Genomic DNA, 18,914 nt, shown 5'->3' with positions numbered 1-18,914 from the left:
GCTAGCGGCTATTTTTGCGCGCTGTAATTGGGAATGGTTTTAGGGTGGCGTCCTTTGATGGTGCGGTAGAAATCTAAGATGGCCCCCATCTCTTGTGCTATGTCACCACTGACTTTTATGGCGGGTGGGATCACTACGGTTTTATGGGAAAAATCCAATGCGACCGTCACAATAGGGACATCGGCAGCCAGTGCAATATGGTAGAAGCCAGTTTTCCAGCGCGTGACAGGGCTACGGGTGCCTTCGGGTGCTAAGGCCAGTTTAAAGTGGGCATCGGCCTTAAACAGTTGCGCCACGGCATCCACCAGATTGTTACTCTTGCGTCGATCCACTGGTGTGCCACCAATGGCCTTGAACAACCAGCCCCAAGGTGGAATAAAGAGCTGATGTTTTCCGAGGAAGTGGATGTTGTGTCCCAGAGCACCACGGGCCAATACACCGATAATAAAGTCCCAGTTACTGGTGTGGGGCGCCACAATGGCAAGGTATTGCGGCGTGGTCGGTAAGGCGCCATCAATTTTCCAGCCCATTAACTTGAGTAGTGTTTTACACAGGGTTTGCAGCATAATTTAAGCTCTTTTAATAATGCAGTTGGGTGTTTTTTTAGTTAACCGATAATGTCTTACAGTGGTTTATTATATACTACACCTTAATTTCTCCCGCTGGAGTACATCATGATTAAAAATGGATGGTTAATGCTGGTGCTGCTGTTGGTCTTTCCGGCGCATGCAGTGCCAACCGATGAGATCACCAAGGTGATCACCGAGCAGCAAGATGCATGGAATCGCGCCGACTTAGATGCGTATATGCAGGGTTATTGGCACAATGACAAGGTGCGGTTTGTCTCGGGTAATAAATTTCGCTATGGCTGGGAAGAGACATTGGCGGCTTATAAGAAAAACTACCCAGACAAGGCGACATTAGGCACGCTAAAATTCACCATCAAGGAGATCAAAATGCTCAGCAATTATGCGGCCTTAGTGGTCGGGCGCTGGGAGTTGACGCGGGCGAAAGATCAGCCCAATGGTGTGTTTACTCTGTTAGTCGAAAAAATTGATGATAAGTGGGTGATCACCCACGATCATACCTCCGATTAAGCGCTTTTCTCTGGGCTTAGGGTAAAGCGCTGCCGCCCTAGGTTGCGCCCCTTGCCATCGTAACGCACCTCGATAAACTCGCTATTGCCTTGGTTATCTTGCAAGATAATCGAGGTCGAGCGCGTGCCATATTCTGGGTGTTTAATATAGATAGACGACAGTAATCTTTCCCACTCTAATGCGATGCCAGTTTGTGGCAGCTCGCTGTCTTGAGCTTGGCTTTGGTCGGTCATGATGGTGAGCAGGGCATCGATATCTGGGGGCGTCGTTTGCGACAGTTGTTGCTCTAAGGCGCGGGTACCTTTAGCCATTTTTGGCCAAATATCATCTAACGCCCCATTACTGATGGCATGAAAGCCGGGTGTGAGTTGCTTAAGGCTGTTATCTAAGCTGTGGTAACAATAGAGTTGGTTGTGGCGGCCAAACAATAGGTTGAATGGGTTGTAGCGCTGATAATGCTCATTCAGCCACTCATGGGTAATGCTGCCTGGGTCATTTAACGCTTTGATCACTAATTCTCCGCGGCTGCGGCTATCAGCATGCAGTTGTTCTGGCGCACGAATATTGGTCAGCGCCGCAATATCACCCTGTTGATTGACGCCTAACCAACTGCCTCCTGCTTGGAGATCTTTACCTGCCAGCACATGATACTTACTCGGCCAGAGGTGGGCGGGGTCTGTGGGGCGCACATGGAACTCGTCGCGGTTAGCACAGATGATAACCGGATGGTCAGGATGTACGTCGAGCGCGACAAAGAGAATGCACATTAGCTCAAACTCACAGGGTAAATGATGGCTTTAATTTAGCTTTGTCGCGTCATAAAAGCCATCTAAATGGGCATCATCGTCTGACTAATGGTGATGATGTTTGTGAGTGTGCTGCTCAGGTTTTGCGGTTATGGCGTCATCAGTGTGTGCATGAGCCGTATCATCATGGTGATGATGATCGTGGACTTTTGGTGTCCACAAGGTGATGCGCGCCATAAATTTACGGGGCCCTAACCTAAGTAAGCTGGCGCCAAACAGGAAGGCAATAACGGCTAATGCTGCGGTATTCAGGTTTTGCGGCAGGGCAATAATGGTGCTCCACTGTGGGATAAGCCAATGGGTGCCCAACAGGCAGATAATAATGAGCCCGGCTAATAGTAACCTTTGGGTCCAGTTCATCAGCTTTAGCTGCGCTAGATTAAATACCGGTGCGGCGAGCAGTGTGACCATGACAGCCTCGATACTCCAGCCACTGTAGGCCAGCGATAAGGCTAAGACGGCGCCGCCAAGATTACAAAAACGCATAGGTAAAAACAGCGCCATTAGCACCATCACTTGCACCAATGGGCTTTCTAGCGGCACTGATGGATGGCCGATAAGGTTGGCCAAAATTAAACTGAGGATGATCCACGGCGCGCTTCTATCCACTAAATGGGCGAAGCCAAAACGCCATGCTGAGATAGGCAGCCCTTGATGAGGATCGGTCAGTTGTACTCTGGTTAGCGTGAGCAATAGGCCGATAAGGGTTAAGCCGATCAGTTGGATCATTGCCAAGCTTGGCCCCAGCAATAACAGGGTGATCACTAGTGCTTCTGGGCCTGCCAGTCGTTGCAGCCAGCGTTTACCTAGCTGAGGATGCTGTGGCGATAAACCAAACAAATAGCGCACGGTGGCGATAACATAGGCCAGAATAAGCACTGGCGCTAAGGTCAGTAACCATTGCATCAGTTGTTCTGTGCTGTGGCTGTGCTCATGATGCTCGTGTCCACCCGAATCCATGGCGAGCAGAATAAACAGCAAGGCGATGCCGAGCAGGCTGCCAATGCCGGCCTGGTATTCATATTTACCTTGTTTATCACTGATATTGTTGCCATGAGGCTGATGCAGTACCACATGTAAAATTGAGCCGGTGACAAAGGCTTGCAGGTAAACTGTGTTATCTAGGCTGAGGTGATTAAGCAGTTGTTCACCGGCGAAGTAGCCGATACCCGTGAGTAGCATCATGCTAGCCAATACCGCCATGGCCCAGCGGTTGCCGACTTGGGGTTTGAGTAACCACCATATGGCCAAACCGACCGGCAGCCGATGCAGTATCACGCCTAGGGCCAGTAGCGCCGAGTTGCCCTCTTGTTGGGCTAATACCATGGCGCCACCATCAGTCATCGTGTGCAGTAATAGACCGGTGATCCCCAGCGTTAGGGTGAGGTTATGGGTTACTTCAGAATAGCGATGGAAGAGGCGCTCACTCAGGGTAGGGCCCCACAAGCCTATGATCACAAACACTATGGCTAAGAAACCACCGTGCTCTAATAGTTCAGGCAAAATATGGATTAACACTAAGCCACCTAGCGAGACAAAGATAAATCCATCTAAGCCTTTTTGCAGGCCTGTTCCCGTGGTAAAGAAACGGTAGAACAGTGGGCCTAGCAGGAGTGCAATACAACTGGCGACGAGATAGTACATATTTAGTGTTAACAAGGGAGTCTAGAAAGCCAGATAGTATACCAGTGTTATGCTGTCCAATCGAATAATTAGCACGCAGCATCATTTAATTTACATTGCCAAGGCGATAAGCGTCGCAGCTCATGGGGTAAAGATGTTGTTTAAAACCGGCATTTGTTGTGCTATTGACTGATAAATATTGAGAATAAGTTGTACAATAACGCCTACATTTTTGACCAATATTTGAGTTATGGACATATTTTCTGCTGCGGTAATGTTGTTTCTGATTATGGATCCGCTTGGCAATCTGCCAATTTTCGCCTCTATCTTGCGTCATATTGAGCCGAAGAAGCGGCGCCGAGTCTTGATCAGAGAGCTACTCTTCGCCCTGATCATCATGCTGCTGTTTCTGTATGCAGGCGAAGCCATATTGAACTTCCTTAACTTGCGTTCTGAGTCGGTCAGCATCGCTGGCGGCATCATCTTATTTTTGATAGCCATTCGAATGATTTTCCCCCAACCCGGTGGCGTGGTGGGATTGGCAGCGGGTGAAGAGCCATTTATCGTGCCAATGGCGATTCCACTTATGGCTGGGCCGTCGATATTAGCGGCCTTAATTTTGTTAGCCCATACCGATAGCACCCGTATGATGGATTGGACGCTCGCCTTGTTAGGTGCTTGGGGCGCCAGTGCCGTTATCTTACTCTTCTATAAAGGGTTTACTAAGCTATTGGGTGACAAAGGCTTAACAGCCGTAGAGCGCCTGATGGGAATGGTACTGGTGATGATTTCGGTGCAGATGTTCCTCGATGGCATCGCCAACTATATGGCGCACACGGGGCAAGCGAACTAGTTGTAGTATCAAGGCTTACCAGCAAATGTGGTAAGCCTTGTGTTAAAGGCTATCGTGATCGTTCTGACTATTTTACCCCCCTCATTTGTCTATTTATTCCTCTTGTTCATGCCGCCGCGTGACTGTGGTGGTTCGACTGTGATAGTGATCCTTTTAGTGCTTAGCAGACTAGAATAAACACTATAGACCAATCGATATGACGTATCTGCTGACGTGTAGTAAGTGTTGAGTACGGCAGTTTTGATACTGGATCGTATGAGGGTGAACGATGAAATATCAATGTGTTGCAACAAGGCTATTGGCGTTGCTATTGTCAGGGCTTTGGCTGGTTTCAAGTGCTTTCGCCGCCCCCCTAACGCGTGATGAACCAGGTGGATTTGCCGATGCGGGGGTGATTAATCAGCAGCGTATACTCTATTGGTTGGTCAAACGAGGCGAACTGGCCAGTGATGCCAGCGACACCGAGCGTCGTGATGCGCTTGCGGCCTTTACCGCCAGAGCTAAGGGCTACCCGCAGAATACGGCTATTATCTTGAGCCGCCTTGAGCGCCAGCAAAGATTGCGGGCTAAGAGTCTGCCGTCCACTCGCACCATGAGTTTTGCCGCCGCCCGCGCCGACGCCGATATCAGTAAAACTGTTAAGGTGCTGGCTATCTTAATTGATTTCCCCGATCTACCCCACGACAACAATCGCTTATCTGCTGGCGATACCAGCATGTATTATCCCAGTTATCCGCGCGCTCATTATCAAGATCTGATGTTTTCCACCTCGGGCTTTGCTGGGCCGCAGGGGCAAAACCTCATCAGTGCTTATCAATATTATCAAGCGGCTTCTGGCGGCAGTTTATTTTTTACGGGTAACGTTAAGGGCTGGTATACCGCTAGCCAAAATGCGGCTTACTATGGTGAAAATAACCCTAATAACAGTGATGACGATCAAGCCGTGCCCGAACTGGTTAAAGAGGCGGTGACGCAAGCCTTAGCTAATATGACTCAAGCCGAAATCGACACCTATGACGTGGAAGACCCTTACGATCTCGATGGCGATGGTAATGTGAATGAAGCCGATGGTGATATCGACCATGTGATGCTGTTTCATTCCAGTATTGGTGAAGAGGCGGGTGGTGGTGTGCTGGGGCGCGATGCCATTTGGTCGCATCGTTATTTTGTCTATCAAGACGGTGTTCCAGGATACGCTATTGCGGGCACTAACAAGAAAGTGTTTGGCTACACTATTCAGCCCATAGATGCCGCCGCTGGCGTTGTGGTGCATGAGTTTGGCCATGCACTGGGTTTGCCAGATGAATATGACACCACCAACCGCGGCGATGGTTCGCCAGTGGGAGATTGGTCGATTATGTCTAGCGGCAGCTGGTCGGGTGAACTTGCTGGTACCCAACCTGTGGGGTTTAGTCCCTATGCTCGCTCTTATCTACAGGGTAAATATCGGGGCAATTGGGTGAGAGAGTTACAAGTCGATCTCGACCGTATCCCTATTGGCGGCCAAGAGGTGCGCCTTGTCGAGGCAGTTAATTATGACCAAGTCAATCAACTGTCCCTGAGATTACCCTCGGTCGATATTGCCTTTAAGGCGCCCTATTCTGGCGCTTATCAATACTATTCCAATCAAGGCAATTTACTGAGTACCGCGGCAGCGGTGAATATCGATTTTCCAGCAAGCAATAATTTGACCCTTAAGATGAAGGCGCATTGGGATATTGAACTCAATTATGATTATGCTCAGGTGATGCTCGATGGTGTGGTGCTTAAGGGCAATTACACTCGAGCCAGTAATGGCGTTAATGGTGCCACCAATATTATCACTGGCACGTCGGCGGATATTGGCGCAGCCGAGGGCGTGGATAATTGGGTCGACTTAACGTTTGATGTTTCTGGATACGCTGGTACTACGGGCAGGCAGCTGAGTATTGTGTACCGCACCGATGAGGCGGTGGGTGGATATGGTTTGGTGGTTGACGACATTGGCCTATTTGATGGTAATAATCGCCTCTATTTCGATGGCGCAGAAGCTGCCGGAGTGATGCAGTTAACCGGTGGTTTTGTGCGAATTGATAACAATCGTCCCGGTGGTGAGCGCCGTTACTTAGTGCAGCTACGCAGCCATAACGGTCTCGATGCCGGCTTGGCCAGCCGCGATTATGAGCCCGGTGTATTGTTATGGTTGGAAAACTTGAGTGAGGTCGATAACAACGTCAGCAATCATCCGGGCAGAGGCTTGATTGGTGTGGTGGACGCTGATCAAAACTTAATTGGCAACGCCGCCACGCAAGTGCAGATCCGCGATGCGACTTTCAGCATGTTTAATCAATCACGCTATTTTAATGACAATCACCTATCGGCTATCAGTTTGTTCGATGATCGCCGTGATTACAGTGCGCCCTTACAACCACAATCAGGTGTAGTGCTACCAGTATTAGGGCTCACTATGGAGGTTATAGAGCAGCAAGCGGATTCTAGCGTTGCTACGGTGCGGTTTGAATACCGCAGTGAATCGGTCAATCTGCCCAGTGCTAATTTTGATTATGTGGCGACCGAGTTAAGGGTCGCGTTTAGCAATACCACATCGGGAGGGAGCGGGCCGTTTAGCTATGTGTGGACCTTTGGTGATGGCAGTAGCAGTAGCGACATTTCGCCAACTCACACCTACGCCAATGCTGGGCGTTACCTGGTGACATTAACGGTCACCGATGGCAGCAATACGCAATCGAGCGCGACGCAAACGGTTATCGTAGCCACGACCCGTGATCTTGACACCAACTCAGACTCTGGCGGTGGTGGTAGTGTGGGCTGGATGACGCTGTCGTTGTTATTCTTGCTCGGTTATCATCGTCTTCGTTGGCATAAGCAGCAATAAGGGTCATTCGAGTTGATGTTGTTCGATAAGTCGCTGCGCCGCCGGTAAAAAGATTTCGCTGACGATAAGCTGCTGCTCGTTATGGCTAAAATAACGCCTTCTGCCCCAGAGCGTCTGCTCACTGCTTTGGTGTAAGGATTCGATAAGCTTGGCTAAGGTGCTGCAGGCGTTAAACTGGCCCACTTCAATTTTGCCTGGGATGAACTCGCCACTGTTGAACAGCAGTTCGCCAAGGGGGCGATTACCCAAGGTTAAAAAGTCTGACTGAGCATTGTCGAGCATGCTGCCGGGCACTAACGTACGGGCAAAGACCCAAGGCAGACCATCGAGGCACAATAGTACTTCTCTAATCCAGGCCTGTTTTTGTTGTGGCATCTCATTGGCAAAGGGGCTAAGAATATCTTCACCCAAGACCTTTACTTCAAATTGACCACAGTGAGACTTAAGCTTTTGGGTTAAACTACCTGGGGCGAGTAGCCAATCCTTGAGGGGAGACGGTGGTAGCTGCGGTATCTGATCCGCTTCATACCAGTGAAGAGATTCACCATAGGGAAAGCTTAATTTCGTTACGCTCATTAAATTCTCGGTACTATACTCGCAAACGCCTGCAGTTTATCATGCTGTTACTATGATGTCGGTAATTAAAGTATTGGCACAAGGTGGCGATAATTGAGTATCAATTGAATCAATATGAAGCCGCTTAAGCTAACAATGGCGAGCTTAAATAATTAGGGAGTACCCACCAAAAATGAAAAAGTTTGCATTGCTACTGTTACTGTTGGCGAGCTGTAGCATGAGCCATGGCGCTTTTGCCGCCAAAGATGATGTCGTCGATACTTATGCTTATTACGGCTTTACCCCCGATATCGTCACCAATTACATCTCCAATAGAAAGAAACTCGGCTTTGTAAAAATTAGCGTCGAGCTGATGGTTCAAGCTCCTGAGGACCTAGTGGTGTTGCAACATCATGATCCCTTACTGCGCGCGGCAATTTTGGAAATATTAGGTGCCCAAACAGAAGACAAGGTGAAATCATTAGTGGGCAAAGAAGAGATCCGCCGTGAGTGCTATGAGGCTGTTAATCGTCTCTTGCAACAAGAGGTGGGTAAGCCTTTGGTGGTCAATATGTTGTTTACCAAATATCTGTATGACTAACCGCCGTTAGTTGACCCCCGGCATTTTCTGTGGCCGCGCAGCCGATCCTGCGCGGCCACCTCTTTAATGGTAATTGCTTCATGACTCAGCCTGATAAACCTCGGCGCGCGACGAACACCCCTCCAAGCGCCCACAGTAAATCTAAATCAACAGCGGCGAAATCGAGCCAGATTAAGCCAACCAATAAGGCTAAGTTAGTGAAAAAGACGCCATCATCACATAAGAAGCCTAATCAGGTGCAAGGTCGCGAGGCTCAAGGTGGCAAGGGGCTTCATCCACGGAACGTGCATGGTAATGGTTATGACTTTAACACCTTGATTGCCAAGACGGAGCAGCTAAGCCCGTTTGTGCGACCGAATCCTTACGGTAACTTGTCGATCGATTTCGCCGATGAACAGGCGGTTAAAATCTTGAATTTAGCCTTACTTCGGCAGCATTACGGTATCGATTATTGGGACATCCCTGCCGGGTTTTTGTGCCCTCCTATCCCTGGGCGGGTCGATTACCTGCATCACTTAGCCGATCTCTTGGCTGAGGACAGTGCCGCGAATACGCATCGCGTCAGTGGTCGCGCCACCCAAGTTAAGGCACCTAAAGGTGCAAAAATTCAGGTGTTAGACATAGGCACTGGGGCCAATGGTATCTATCCTATTTTAGGCGTACAAACCTATGGCTGGCGTTTTGTGGCCAGCGACATCGATCCCCTATCGATAACCAATGTACACACCATTATTGACCGTAATCCGTCGCTACAGGGTAAGATCAACTTACGTCTACAGAACACACCTAAGGCGATTTTCAATGGCGTGATCAAGCCACAAGAGCGTTTCGATGTGACCATGTGTAACCCGCCGTTTCATGCCTCATTGGCGCAGGCTGCTGCTGGCAGCGAGCGCAAACTGGCGAACCTTGCTGCGAATCGCCGCGCCAAAGGACATGCAACCCTGGCCAACAATCCTACGGCTAAGCTTAACTTTGGTGGTCAGAAGGCGGAGCTCTGGTGTGAAGGGGGAGAGTTGCGGTTCTTGCTGGATATGATCGATGAGAGCAAAATCTTTGCCCAGCAATGCTTATGGTTTAGCAGTTTAGTGTCGAAAAAAGAGAACGTAAAGCCTTGCTATAACGCGCTGGAACGGCTCGGCGCCGTCACGGTGAAAACCATAGAGATGACCCAAGGCAATAAGCTAACGCGAGTATTGGCGTGGAGCTTTCTCACCCCACCCCAGCGACAAATGTGGCATAAATTTCGTGGCTAAGACAGAGGTTAATATTTCCAAAAATGCGGGTGGAATAGTACGGCCACGGTCAAAATTTCTAAGCGCCCCAGTAACATGCCGATTGCTAATGCCCATTTAGCCACATCAGGCAGCGATGAAAAATTCCCCGCAGGGCCGATAATAGGCCCAAGCCCGGGGCCGACATTGGTCACAGCGGTAACTGCACCGGTAAAACTAGTGGTGGGATCGAGCCCTGTTATCACGAGTATGACCGATAGCGTCACAATAACCAGCATAAACAGCAGAATAAAGGTGACCAGTGAGCGCACAATATCTTCGCTAATGGCGCGGCCATTGTAGCGTTCTTTGAAAATACCGTTAGGGTGGAACTGCTGCTTAAGTTGCTCGCGCATAATGGCGATGGCAATTTGAAAGCGGAAAATTTTAATCCCGCCCGATGTCGAGCCCGAGCAGCTACCTGCAAACATTAAAAACAGAAAGGCAACGTTGGCCAGTGCTCCCCAGGCGGTATAGTCAGTGAGCCCATAACCTGTGGTGGTGACCACGGAAACCACGTTAAAGCTGGCTAGACGCAAGGCATCGATAGGCATCATCTCATGTCCCTGCCAAAGCCAAAAGGCGAGGCTGCAAGAGATGCACAGCAAAAATAATAGGTAGCCTTTAACTTGATCATCATTCCATATTTTTACCGAACGCTGCGACAGCGAATGCACAAACATCAATAGCGGTAATCCGCCTGCTGTCATAAACAGGGTGCCAACCCAATGTGCCGAGTTCGAGAAGGCCGCCATCGAGCTGTCAGAGGTCGAATAGCCGCCTGTTGAAAGAGTCGTCATGGCATGGTTTATGGATTGAAACCAAGTCATGCCGGCAAGGTGATAGGCGACGCCACAAGCTACAGTCAGCCCCACGTAGACCCCAAATAGTTGCTTGGCCATATTCTGTGTGCGCGGTACTGCTTTTTCGCCCCAGTCTGATGACTCGGTTCTAAATAGCCGCATGCCGCCGACATTAAGGAAGGGCAAAATGGCTACCGCCATCACAATAAAGCCGATGCCGCCGAGCCACTGCAACAGTGAGCGCCAAATAAGGATGCTGTGATCCATGCTGTCTAAATTAGATAATACCGTCGAGCCAGTGGTGGTGATCCCCGACATGGTTTCGAAGAACGCGTCGGTGTAGTTAATGCCGTGATACAGGGTAAAAGGCATAGCAGCGAACAAGCTAACAATCAGCCAGGTGAGGCTGGTGAGCAGAAACATATCGCGTATATTAAGACGCAATTTGTCTCTGTGTCCTTGGTGCATCGAGGCGCTTGCACACGTGCCGGTAACTAGAGAGGCGATCATAAAGGCCCCCACTGTTTCTTCACCATAGAATAGGGCAAAGAGCAGCGGGATAAACATAAAGGCGGTCAGCGTCGACAGGAAAACGCCTAATATGAACAGTAATGGCCGAATATTAAGCATATTGAGCTGCCACTGAATTAAAGGAACGGCTAAAAGAAGAAGGCACTAGGCTGAAACAGCTTTTCAACTTCACCGATAAACTTCTTATTAACTAAGAAGAGGATGACATGGTCGCCCTGTTCGATAACGGTTCTATCGTGCGCCATCAAGACCTCTTCGTCTCGCACTATGGCACCTATGGTTGTTCCTGGGGGGAGTTTGATTTCACCAATCTGTTTACCCACCACCTTTGAAGTGCTGGGGTCGCCATGGGCAATGGCCTCGATGGCTTCTGCAGCGCCACGTCTAAGGGAGTAGACGTTACAGATATCCCCTTGACGAATGTGAGTTAACAGTGCCGAAATAGTGGCTTGTTGGGGGGAGATAGCGATATCGATATTGGCCTCTTGCACAATATCCACATAGGCTTCACGCTGGATCAGCACCATCACCTTTTTCGCGCCCATACGTTTAGCCAGCAGTGCTGCCATGATGTTGGCTTCATCGTCATTGGTCACGGCGATAAAGACATCGGTCTGATCGATATGTTCTTCAAGCAGCAGTTCTTGGTCTGACGCGTCACCGCAAAATACCGTGGTGTTTTCTAGCTTTTCCGATAATGCTTCGGCGCGATCTTGTCGATGTTCAATCAGTTTCACTGAATGATTGCGCTGCAACTGCTTAGCTAACCCTAGGCCTATGTTACCCCCGCCCGCGATCATGATATTACGATAGCTGTTGTCGAGCTTTTGCATTTCGCTCATCACCGCGCGCACATGGCGGCTGTCGGCGACGAAAAAGACCTCGTCGTCGGCTTCGATAATCGTAGTGCCGCGCGGCATAATCGCGCGGCCTTGCCTAAAGATGGCCGCGACCCGGGTATCAATATTTGGCATGTGCTCACGCAATGCCGCCAATGCATTACCGACTAATGGCCCACCGTAATAGGCGCGCACGGCCACTAAGCTTAGGCGCCCTTCGGCAAACTCCAGTACCTGCAATGCCCCCGGGTATTCGACCAAGCGGCGAATATAGGAGGTGACTAACTGCTCTGGCGCGATGAGTTCATCGATAATAAAGCCGCCACGTGGGCGGTTTTCGCTGTTTTTGGTTTCACTGTTAATAAACAGTTTGTCACGCAGGGCAAGGTATTGTTCTGAGCGAATACGGGCAATTTTCGTCGGGGTGCCATAAAGCGAATAGGCTATCTGGCAAGCGGCCATGTTGCATTCATCGCTATTGGTTACTGCAATTAACATATCGGCATCTTCGGCCCCGGCGTCTTTGAGTACGCTGGGGTGAGCACCATGACCGAGTACAACGCGAAGATCGTACTTGTCTTGTAGGGAACGCAATCTTTCTCTGTCGTTATCGACGATAGTGATATCGTTATTTTCGCCCACTAAGTTTTCGGCTAATGTGCCGCCAACTTGTCCTGCACCTAATATGATAATTTTCATAAACTAACGTTACCCTTTAAGCAGACGTGCGTAATAAAACCCGTCCATATTGTCTTGTCCTGGCGTGATTTGCCAGCCGATATCGTCGCGATGAGTCTGCTGCGTAATGGGTACGAGCGTGGCGTCCGCCGTTCTGGCCAAAAAGGCGCTGATCTGCTCGGCATTTTCTTGCGGCAAAATAGAGCAGGTTGCGTATAGCAATGTGCCACCCGGTTTTAGCCACTGCCAGCAGTGATCTAAAATTTGTGATTGCAACATGGCTAACTCTTCGATATCTGCTTGTTTTCTAAGCCACTTAATATCGGGGTGACGACGTATTACGCCCGTTGCGGAGCAGGGGGCGTCGAGTAAGATGCGATCAAATTTTTCCCCTTGCCACCATGAGTCAATATTGGCGGCATCACCGTGGATCACCTTGGCGTGCAGTGACAAACGGTCCAGATTTTGTTGTACCCGTTCGAGTCGTTTGGCGTCAAAGTCTACGGCGACTAGATCTATGCTATTTTCGGTTTCTAGCAGATGGCAGGTTTTGCCGCCGGGCGCGGCACAGGCATCGAGTATTAATTCGTTGGCCTGCGGTGCCAGTAAGGTGGCCGCCCATTGGGCTGCGCCATCTTGTACCGATGCAGCGCCGTCGCTAAAGCCTGGCAGTAGAGCCACATCTTTAGGGCTGTCCAGTAAAATGGCGTTGTCGCTGTTGCCTGCTGTGGCACCAATCTCTTGCTCGGCGAGTAATGCTAGGTAGCGCTGGCGCGTTTGTGATAACGCGTTATTACGCAGCCACATAGGTGGGCGTTGATGGCTCTGCTCTATCACCTGTTGCCAAGTGTCTGGATACGCCTCTTTAAGGCGTTTGATCAGCCACGCGGGCGTATTAAAGGCCAAGGTGTCGTTATCGGTTGGCAGTGGTGCTTGATTACGCTGTAGGTTACGCAATACACCATTAACCACTTTGACTAAACCATCGAATTTAAGCTGTCGACAGGCTTCGGCGGTTTCTGAAATGGCCGCATGACTTGGAATACGAGTGAAATACAGTTGGTAGCAACCAATTAATAGCAGTTGGTGGACGATACGTTGCTTGCCTTTCATCGGCTTGCTCATGCAATCGCTCACTAGTTTGTCTAACTGAGGCAAATGACGCATCACGCCATAGCTGAGTTCGGCCAATAAGGCTTTGTCTTTAGCGCTACTCAGTTTCTGCTGTTGCTCGGGCAGAGCGACTGACAATGACACGCCTTTTTCCAGCACCTGAAAAATCACTTTGGCCGCTAACGCGCGTAAATTCATCACGAGTTAGCCTCAAGGTTGTCTGCGCCATTGTGCAGCCGAGTGCCTGGAGTAAACCAGTCGGCGCGCGAGTTTAGGATCTCGGCCACCGGCAGCGCTTTTTTACCAGGGAGCTGTATGGTTTGTAGCACTAAGGTGCCGTCACCCGTCGCCAAGGTAACACCTTGTTTATCGGCGGCTAAAATGGTCCCTGGCACGGCGTCAGTTGCATGCTCTCCAACGGCGGCTTGCCATACCTTAATGCTGGCATCCATATGATTGAAGTGGCTTACCGGCCAAGGGTTAAAGGCTCGGATCTCACGCCACAGTTGTACGGCAGGTTTACTCCAGTCGAGCAGCGCTTCCTCTTTGCTGAGTTTTTCAGCGTAATTGGCGAGGGCTTCATCTTGTGGCTCTGGAGTGAGCGTGCCTTGAGCTATCCCTGCTAGCGCTTCAATCAGTGCACTTGGCCCTTGTTGAGCGAGCTTTTCATAGAGGGTCGCCGAGGTGTCGCTATCTTCGATGGGCAGATGGGTTTTAAGCAGCATGTCACCCGTATCTAGGCCAATATCCATCTGCATTATGGTCACGCCAGTGGCGGCGTCGCCCGCCCATAGTGCGCGCTGGATAGGTGCAGCACCTCGCCAGCGAGGCAGTATTGAGCCGTGCACATTGATACAACCCAATCGTGGTGTGTCGAGTACCACTTGCGGCAAAATCAATCCGTAGGCGACCACCACCATGATGTCGGCTTTCAGTGAGGCTAATTCGGCTTGTGCCTCTGGGGCGCGCAAACTACTGGGTTGATACACGGGAATATTGTGCTCGAGTGCCAATGCTTTCACTGGGCTTGCTTGCAGCTTTTTACCGCGCCCTGCGGGTCTGTCAGGTTGGGAATAAACCCCTATGACATTGTGCTCAGATTCGATCAGCGCTTGTAGGTGGCGGGCAGCAAAGTCTGGCGTGCCCGCAAAAATGATATTGAGTGGTTTCAAGTGCAACTTATCCTTGCTTGGCTTCGAGACGGGCGGCTTTTTCAAGCTTCTGTTTAATGCGCTGCCGTTTCAGGGGCGACAGATAATCGACAAATAACTTGCCATTGAGATGGTCAAGTTCATGTTGCAAACAGATAGCAAAAAGCCCATCAGCCTCTAAAGTGAACTCGTTACCATGGCGGTCGAGGGCTTTGATTTTTACACACTCGGCGCGATCGACTTTGGCATAAACCCCGGGTACCGATAGGCAGCCCTCTTCATTGGTAAATTCACCGCTTTTTTCGAGAATTTCTAAATTAATAAAGACTTTGGGTCGCTCTATATCATCTTGTAGATCCATGACGATAAGTTGTTTGTGAAAGTCGACTTGGGTGGCGGCTAGGCCGATGCCCTTTTCTTCATACATGGTTTCGAGCATATCATCGATCTGTGTTTGCAGCTCGGGGGTAAATTCTGTCACTGGCTCCGCAATGGTGCGTAAGCGTTCATCTGGAAAACGTAATACTTTGAGTAAGCTCATACATAAACTCTTAACAAGTCTGTCAAATTTGAGCCAGTTAGTTATACTGACTCAGGCTAATAGGTTAATTTTAATCCTTAGTGGCATTCAATAACAGCAAAAGCTCTATTTAAAGAGCAAACAGCATGGATACCCCCATGAAACGACTAATTTTACTCGGTTTAATGATATTAAGTTGTTCGTCTGTTTTCGCAGACACTTTGACATTGAAGTCTGGTCATCCTGACTCTTACATAGTAAAGAAAGGCGATACCCTTTGGGACATTTCTGCACACTTCCTTAATGATCCTTGGCGTTGGCCTAAATTGTGGGGGTCGAACCCACAAATTGCCAATCCTCATCTCATTTATCCTGGCGACAGGCTGACGTTGGTGTTTATCGATGGCGAGCCCAGATTAGTGGTTAAACCCCATGTGCGTAAAAGTCCACAGGGGCGCATCATGGCCAAAGACGGTGCGATTCCTGCTATCGATTTGTCCTTAATCCAAGCTTATTTAGTGCAAAACCGTGTGGTTGATAGCCGTTGGTTTGAGCAGCAACCCATGGTGATGGGCGGAGAAAGTGAATCTAAGCATCACATCATCAATGACATTGTTTATGTGCAGGCTGAACTCACCGTGGGTGACAAATTGGGCGTGTATGCACCTGGGCGTGAATTTGTGGCCCCCGACTCGGGCGATAACTTAGGCCAAGAGGTGATCATGACCGCCAGTGGTCGTGTGATTGAGTCTGGTCCAATTTCAAAAGTCCGTTTGTTGAGTAATCTGCAAGAGACCAAAGCCGGTTATCGTATCTTACCTATTGATGATGACTCACTCATGTCTGCGTACTTTATGCCTAAGGCTGCGACAACGCCTGCTTCGGTATTGGCGGCCGAGGGGAGTTTGCGAGAAGTGGGTAAACTCGATGTGGTGTATATCGATAAAGGCAGTAATGGGGGTGTCGAGCCTGGTCAGGTATATTCCATTTTCAGAGATGGCCAAGCCATAGTGATCGATGGCGATGGCATGCCGGTAAAACCAGAAGATCGCAGCACTTATGAAGATCTTCTTTCGAGTATCTCTGCCGATAATGAAATTAAGATGCCCGATATCTACCACGGAAAACTCATGGTGTTTAAAGTGTTTGATAAGGTGAGTCTTGGGTTGATCTTACTCAATAAAAAACCGGTGCGCGTTAACGATAAGCTGCTGCAACCGGACACGTTATTACAAGGTGAATAAATAGACGACAAACTGGTCGATTGGCTAGTTGTTTGTGCTGTATCTGGGCTTGGACCCGCTCGGATTAAACAATTATTAAACTACATGGAAGTAGAGGAACTCAGGCATAGGCTAGAGCATGAACCGCATGCGCTACCTTTGCCTGAGAAACTGCTGAATCGCTCGTTCGCACCTGATTTTACCCGTGTTGAAGCGGCGCTCAACTGGCTGGCTAAAGCCGATAATCATCATATTATTTGTCAAACTTCTTCTCTTTATCCCAGTTTGTTGCTCGACATCAGTGATCCTCCGCCCCTGCTCTTTGTTAAAGGAGCACCGACCGCTTTACTGCATCCAAGTATTGCAGTGGTGGGCAGTCGCGCTGCATCTCAAACGGGGCTTTCAACCGCTTATCAATTGGCAACCGAGCTAAGCGATGCGCATATTGGCGTTACAAGTGGCATGGCTGCCGGTATTGATGGTGCGGCTCATCAGGCGGCGATTGATGCCAAGAAGCCTACGGTCGCTGTGCTGGGGACTGGGGTCGATGTGGTTTATCCTAAGCGCCATAGGACGTTATATCAGGCGATTGTGCAGCAAGGATGCGTGATCAGTGAGTTTTGGCCAGATATGAAACCTTATGCTGGTAACTTCCCTAAACGTAACCGTATAATTAGCGGCCTGTCGTTAGGTGTACTCGTGGTTGAAGCCACGCGTAAAAGTGGTTCCTTGATCACCGCTAGGTTGGCATTAGAGCAGGGACGAGAAGTGTTTGCAGTGCCGGGGAATATTTTGGCGGGCGATCATCAAGGTTGTCATGATTTACTGCGTGATGGCGCCAAACTTGTCGAGTGTGCGGCCGATATTATTGAAGAGCTGACACCTTTATCGAGTTTCCACCTTGAAGAGTTACATCGTCGCCACCATATAGGGGGGAACGATGCTTCTGATTTGCCATTTACCTCACTGTTAGCTAGTGTAGGTTATGAGGCCACGCCATTAGATGTGGTGGTCGAACATAGTGGAAAAACGATAGAGCTAGTACTAGAGCAAATGCTTGAACTTGAACTGCAAGGTTGGGTTTCAGCGGTACCCGGTGGTTATATAAGACTTAAGAGGAGCTAGCCATGTTTGATATCCTCATGTATCTATTTGAAAACTATGTTCACGGTGAGGTTGAGCTGTTGGTCGACGAGGATGAGTTGACGCAAGAGTTAACCCGCGCTGGTTTTCATCAGTCTGCAATTATCAAGGCCTTGTCTTGGTTAGAGCATTTGGCTTCATTGCAAGAAAGTGATCAGCCCTATTTGTGCAATCATGATCAACATTCATTTCGTATTTATACTCAAGATGAGATGGAAAAGCTCGATGTCGAATGTCGAGGCTTTTTGCTGTTTTTAGAGCAGATAAAAGTATTGAGCGTCGAAACCCGTGAGATGGTGATCGATCGCGTCATGGAACTGGATGAACCTGTACTGATTTTAGAAGATCTCAAGTGGGTTATCTTAATGGTATTATTTAATGTGCCTGGTAACGAATCTGCTTATGAGCAGATGGAAGATCTGATTTTTGAGCAGCCAGATGGTCGGTTCCATTCATAATCGACACAGCAATGGCAACACATTAAGGAGGCGATAGCCTCCTTTTTGAGTTTAAATCACCATAGGTTTAGTGGCAGATGATAATTGATTAACATCATACCCTAGGGATTAAAATACCTGAGTATCAGCAACGGCGCCCATTGAGGAAAGCATGTCTAAAATAGATCAGCAACTGTTTAGCTCGCATGAGCACGCGTTAGAAAAAGAGTATGAACTCTGTCCTAAGTGTGGCTGTGAGTTGTCGATAAAAAACAGTAAGCATGGTGGGTTTATCGGTTGTAATAATTACCCAACTTGCGATTACACTCGGCCGTTGGTGCATCATGAGTCGATAGAGAGTCAGGTCATTGAAGGCTCAGAGTGCCCTGCCTGTGGTGCGGAGCTCGCGGTAAAGTCGGGTCGTTTTGGTATTTTTATCGGCTGCACTCGTTATCCCGAGTGTACTCATATTGAAAAGCATGATCATGACGACGAGCAGGCGCAGATTGCTTGTCCTAGTTGTAAAAAGGGAGTCATAGAGCATAGAACCAGTCGTTTCGGTAAAACATTTTACGCCTGTAGTGCTTACCCTAAATGCAAATTTTTAGTCAATTATCCTCCAGTGGCAGAAACCTGCCCCGACTGTGGGTTTGGTATCTTGGTCGAGCGTAAAGGCGCAGCCGGTATGCGTGTGGAATGCCCGCAAAAGGCATGTAAATATAAACGCCCTTTATAGGCGCTTATGTTTACAGCGTTGTCAGTATTAGCCATCTCTGTATAATCTCGACTCAT

The 18,914-nt window shown here is 49.2% G+C and carries 18 protein-coding genes; 9 read left to right on the top strand and 9 right to left on the bottom strand.

The features are described from left to right. Positions 1–8: 8 nt before the first annotated feature. Positions 9–566: a lysophospholipid acyltransferase family protein gene (locus tag AC5YBX_RS17470; protein ID WP_494524160.1), complete on the bottom strand. Its 558-nt coding sequence runs from the start codon at positions 564–566 to the stop codon at positions 9–11. Between the two features lie 108 nt (positions 567–674). On the opposite strand from AC5YBX_RS17470, the gene AC5YBX_RS17465 reads away from it, so the two are divergent. Next, complete coding sequence (locus AC5YBX_RS17465) at positions 675–1,097, top strand: YybH family protein (RefSeq protein WP_494524159.1); 423 nt, start codon at positions 675–677, stop codon at positions 1,095–1,097. Here AC5YBX_RS17465 and AC5YBX_RS17460 read toward each other — a convergent pair. Together AC5YBX_RS17460 and AC5YBX_RS17455 are read right to left on the bottom strand one after the other, a co-directional pair. Next, on the bottom strand, positions 1,094–1,864 hold the full coding sequence (locus AC5YBX_RS17460) for an NRDE family protein (protein ID WP_494524158.1): 771 nt from the start codon (positions 1,862–1,864) through the stop codon (positions 1,094–1,096). The two genes, AC5YBX_RS17465 and AC5YBX_RS17460, sit on opposite strands and share 4 nt — an antisense overlap. A gap of 84 nt (positions 1,865–1,948) precedes the next feature. Then, on the bottom strand, positions 1,949–3,547 hold the full coding sequence (locus AC5YBX_RS17455) for a ZIP family metal transporter (protein ID WP_494524157.1): 1,599 nt from the start codon (positions 3,545–3,547) through the stop codon (positions 1,949–1,951). Positions 3,548–3,776: 229 nt separating this feature from the next. Between AC5YBX_RS17455 and AC5YBX_RS17450 the strand changes: the two genes are divergently transcribed. Together AC5YBX_RS17450 and AC5YBX_RS17445 are read left to right on the top strand one after the other, a co-directional pair. After that, positions 3,777–4,379: a YhgN family NAAT transporter gene (locus AC5YBX_RS17450; RefSeq protein ID WP_494520489.1), complete on the top strand. Its 603-nt coding sequence runs from the start codon at positions 3,777–3,779 to the stop codon at positions 4,377–4,379. A gap of 268 nt (positions 4,380–4,647) precedes the next feature. Beyond that, positions 4,648–7,254 carry an immune inhibitor A domain-containing protein gene (locus AC5YBX_RS17445; protein ID WP_494524156.1) on the top strand — a complete coding sequence of 869 codons (2,607 nt, stop codon included), beginning with the start codon at positions 4,648–4,650 and terminating at the stop codon, positions 7,252–7,254. Between the two features lie 3 nt (positions 7,255–7,257). On the opposite strand, the gene AC5YBX_RS17440 is transcribed toward AC5YBX_RS17445, so the two are convergent. Continuing rightward, complete coding sequence (locus AC5YBX_RS17440) at positions 7,258–7,830, bottom strand: chorismate--pyruvate lyase family protein (RefSeq protein ID WP_494520491.1); 573 nt, start codon at positions 7,828–7,830, stop codon at positions 7,258–7,260. 172 nt (positions 7,831–8,002) lie between these two features. Here AC5YBX_RS17440 and AC5YBX_RS17435 point away from each other — a divergent pair, with 172 nt between their 5' ends. Both AC5YBX_RS17435 and rlmF read left to right on the top strand, forming a co-directional pair. Beyond that, on the top strand, positions 8,003–8,410 hold the full coding sequence (locus tag AC5YBX_RS17435) for a flagellar basal body-associated protein FliL (protein ID WP_494520492.1): 408 nt from the start codon (positions 8,003–8,005) through the stop codon (positions 8,408–8,410). A gap of 80 nt (positions 8,411–8,490) precedes the next feature. Next, positions 8,491–9,666, top strand: a complete 1,176-nt coding sequence (gene rlmF / locus AC5YBX_RS17430; RefSeq protein WP_494524155.1) for a 23S rRNA (adenine(1618)-N(6))-methyltransferase RlmF — start codon at positions 8,491–8,493, stop codon at positions 9,664–9,666. A gap of 8 nt (positions 9,667–9,674) precedes the next feature. Here rlmF and AC5YBX_RS17425 read toward each other — a convergent pair whose 3' ends face one another. The 5 genes from AC5YBX_RS17425 to def are packed head-to-tail and all read right to left on the bottom strand — an operon-like array spanning position 9,675 to position 15,340. Continuing rightward, entirely contained in the window at positions 9,675–11,117 is a 1,443-nt protein-coding gene (locus AC5YBX_RS17425) for a TrkH family potassium uptake protein (protein WP_494524154.1), read from the bottom strand. 29 nt (positions 11,118–11,146) lie between these two features. Next, positions 11,147–12,556 carry a Trk system potassium transporter TrkA gene (trkA, locus tag AC5YBX_RS17420; RefSeq protein ID WP_494520495.1) on the bottom strand — a complete coding sequence of 470 codons (1,410 nt, stop codon included), beginning with the start codon at positions 12,554–12,556 and terminating at the stop codon, positions 11,147–11,149. A 9-nt stretch (positions 12,557–12,565) separates the two neighbouring features. Continuing rightward, positions 12,566–13,846: a 16S rRNA (cytosine(967)-C(5))-methyltransferase RsmB gene (gene rsmB, locus AC5YBX_RS17415; protein ID WP_494524846.1), complete on the bottom strand. Its 1,281-nt coding sequence runs from the start codon at positions 13,844–13,846 to the stop codon at positions 12,566–12,568. Next, positions 13,846–14,820, bottom strand: coding sequence for a methionyl-tRNA formyltransferase (gene fmt / locus AC5YBX_RS17410; protein ID WP_494520496.1), 975 nt, complete (start codon positions 14,818–14,820; stop codon positions 13,846–13,848). The genes rsmB and fmt overlap by 1 nt, the downstream gene beginning before the upstream one ends. 7 nt (positions 14,821–14,827) lie before the next feature. Then, a complete protein-coding gene (def, locus tag AC5YBX_RS17405; protein WP_475515318.1) occupies positions 14,828–15,340 on the bottom strand; it encodes a peptide deformylase in 513 nt (170 codons plus the stop codon). A 125-nt stretch (positions 15,341–15,465) separates the two neighbouring features. On the opposite strand from def, the gene AC5YBX_RS17400 reads away from it, so the two are divergent. The 4 genes from AC5YBX_RS17400 (at position 15,466) to AC5YBX_RS17385 (ending at position 18,858) form a co-directional block, all read left to right on the top strand. Next, positions 15,466–16,563: a LysM peptidoglycan-binding domain-containing protein gene (locus tag AC5YBX_RS17400; protein ID WP_494524153.1), complete on the top strand. Its 1,098-nt coding sequence runs from the start codon at positions 15,466–15,468 to the stop codon at positions 16,561–16,563. Between the two features lie 84 nt (positions 16,564–16,647). After that, positions 16,648–17,667, top strand: coding sequence for a DNA-processing protein DprA (gene dprA, locus AC5YBX_RS17395; RefSeq protein ID WP_475515316.1), 1,020 nt, complete (start codon positions 16,648–16,650; stop codon positions 17,665–17,667). Positions 17,668–17,669: 2 nt separating this feature from the next. Beyond that, entirely contained in the window at positions 17,670–18,143 is a 474-nt protein-coding gene (locus AC5YBX_RS17390; protein ID WP_475515315.1) for a DUF494 family protein, read from the top strand. Positions 18,144–18,294: 151 nt separating this feature from the next. After that, a complete protein-coding gene (locus tag AC5YBX_RS17385) occupies positions 18,295–18,858 on the top strand; it encodes a DNA topoisomerase family protein (protein ID WP_494524152.1) in 564 nt (187 codons plus the stop codon). Positions 18,859–18,914 lie beyond the last annotated feature (56 nt).

This window comes from Shewanella sp. 492 (assembly GCF_059338445.1).
The sequence above is the reverse complement of the archived record's forward strand: the minus strand, read 5'-3'. Positions and strand labels throughout refer to the sequence as shown.

Excerpts from the sequence above, each read along its gene's own strand:
- AC5YBX_RS17470 (WP_494524160.1), bottom strand. The coding sequence starts at position 566 with ATGCTGCAAACCCTGTGTAAAACACTACTCAAGTTAATGGGCTGGAAA.
- AC5YBX_RS17465 (WP_494524159.1), top strand. The coding sequence starts at position 675 with ATGATTAAAAATGGATGGTTAATGCTGGTGCTGCTGTTGGTCTTTCCG.
- AC5YBX_RS17460 (WP_494524158.1), bottom strand. The coding sequence starts at position 1,864 with ATGTGCATTCTCTTTGTCGCGCTCGACGTACATCCTGACCATCCGGTT.
- AC5YBX_RS17455 (WP_494524157.1), bottom strand. The coding sequence starts at position 3,547 with ATGTACTATCTCGTCGCCAGTTGTATTGCACTCCTGCTAGGCCCACTG.
- AC5YBX_RS17450 (WP_494520489.1), top strand. The coding sequence starts at position 3,777 with ATGGACATATTTTCTGCTGCGGTAATGTTGTTTCTGATTATGGATCCG.
- AC5YBX_RS17445 (WP_494524156.1), top strand. The coding sequence starts at position 4,648 with ATGAAATATCAATGTGTTGCAACAAGGCTATTGGCGTTGCTATTGTCA.
- AC5YBX_RS17440 (WP_494520491.1), bottom strand. The coding sequence starts at position 7,830 with ATGAGCGTAACGAAATTAAGCTTTCCCTATGGTGAATCTCTTCACTGG.
- AC5YBX_RS17435 (WP_494520492.1), top strand. The coding sequence starts at position 8,003 with ATGAAAAAGTTTGCATTGCTACTGTTACTGTTGGCGAGCTGTAGCATG.
- rlmF (WP_494524155.1), top strand. The coding sequence starts at position 8,491 with ATGACTCAGCCTGATAAACCTCGGCGCGCGACGAACACCCCTCCAAGC.
- AC5YBX_RS17425 (WP_494524154.1), bottom strand. The coding sequence starts at position 11,117 with ATGCTTAATATTCGGCCATTACTGTTCATATTAGGCGTTTTCCTGTCG.
- trkA (WP_494520495.1), bottom strand. The coding sequence starts at position 12,556 with ATGAAAATTATCATATTAGGTGCAGGACAAGTTGGCGGCACATTAGCC.
- rsmB (WP_494524846.1), bottom strand. The coding sequence starts at position 13,846 with ATGAATTTACGCGCGTTAGCGGCCAAAGTGATTTTTCAGGTGCTGGAA.
- def (WP_475515318.1), bottom strand. The coding sequence starts at position 15,340 with ATGAGCTTACTCAAAGTATTACGTTTTCCAGATGAACGCTTACGCACC.
- AC5YBX_RS17400 (WP_494524153.1), top strand. The coding sequence starts at position 15,466 with ATGGATACCCCCATGAAACGACTAATTTTACTCGGTTTAATGATATTA.
- dprA (WP_475515316.1), top strand. The coding sequence starts at position 16,648 with ATGGAAGTAGAGGAACTCAGGCATAGGCTAGAGCATGAACCGCATGCG.
- AC5YBX_RS17390 (WP_475515315.1), top strand. The coding sequence starts at position 17,670 with ATGTTTGATATCCTCATGTATCTATTTGAAAACTATGTTCACGGTGAG.
- AC5YBX_RS17385 (WP_494524152.1), top strand. The coding sequence starts at position 18,295 with ATGTCTAAAATAGATCAGCAACTGTTTAGCTCGCATGAGCACGCGTTA.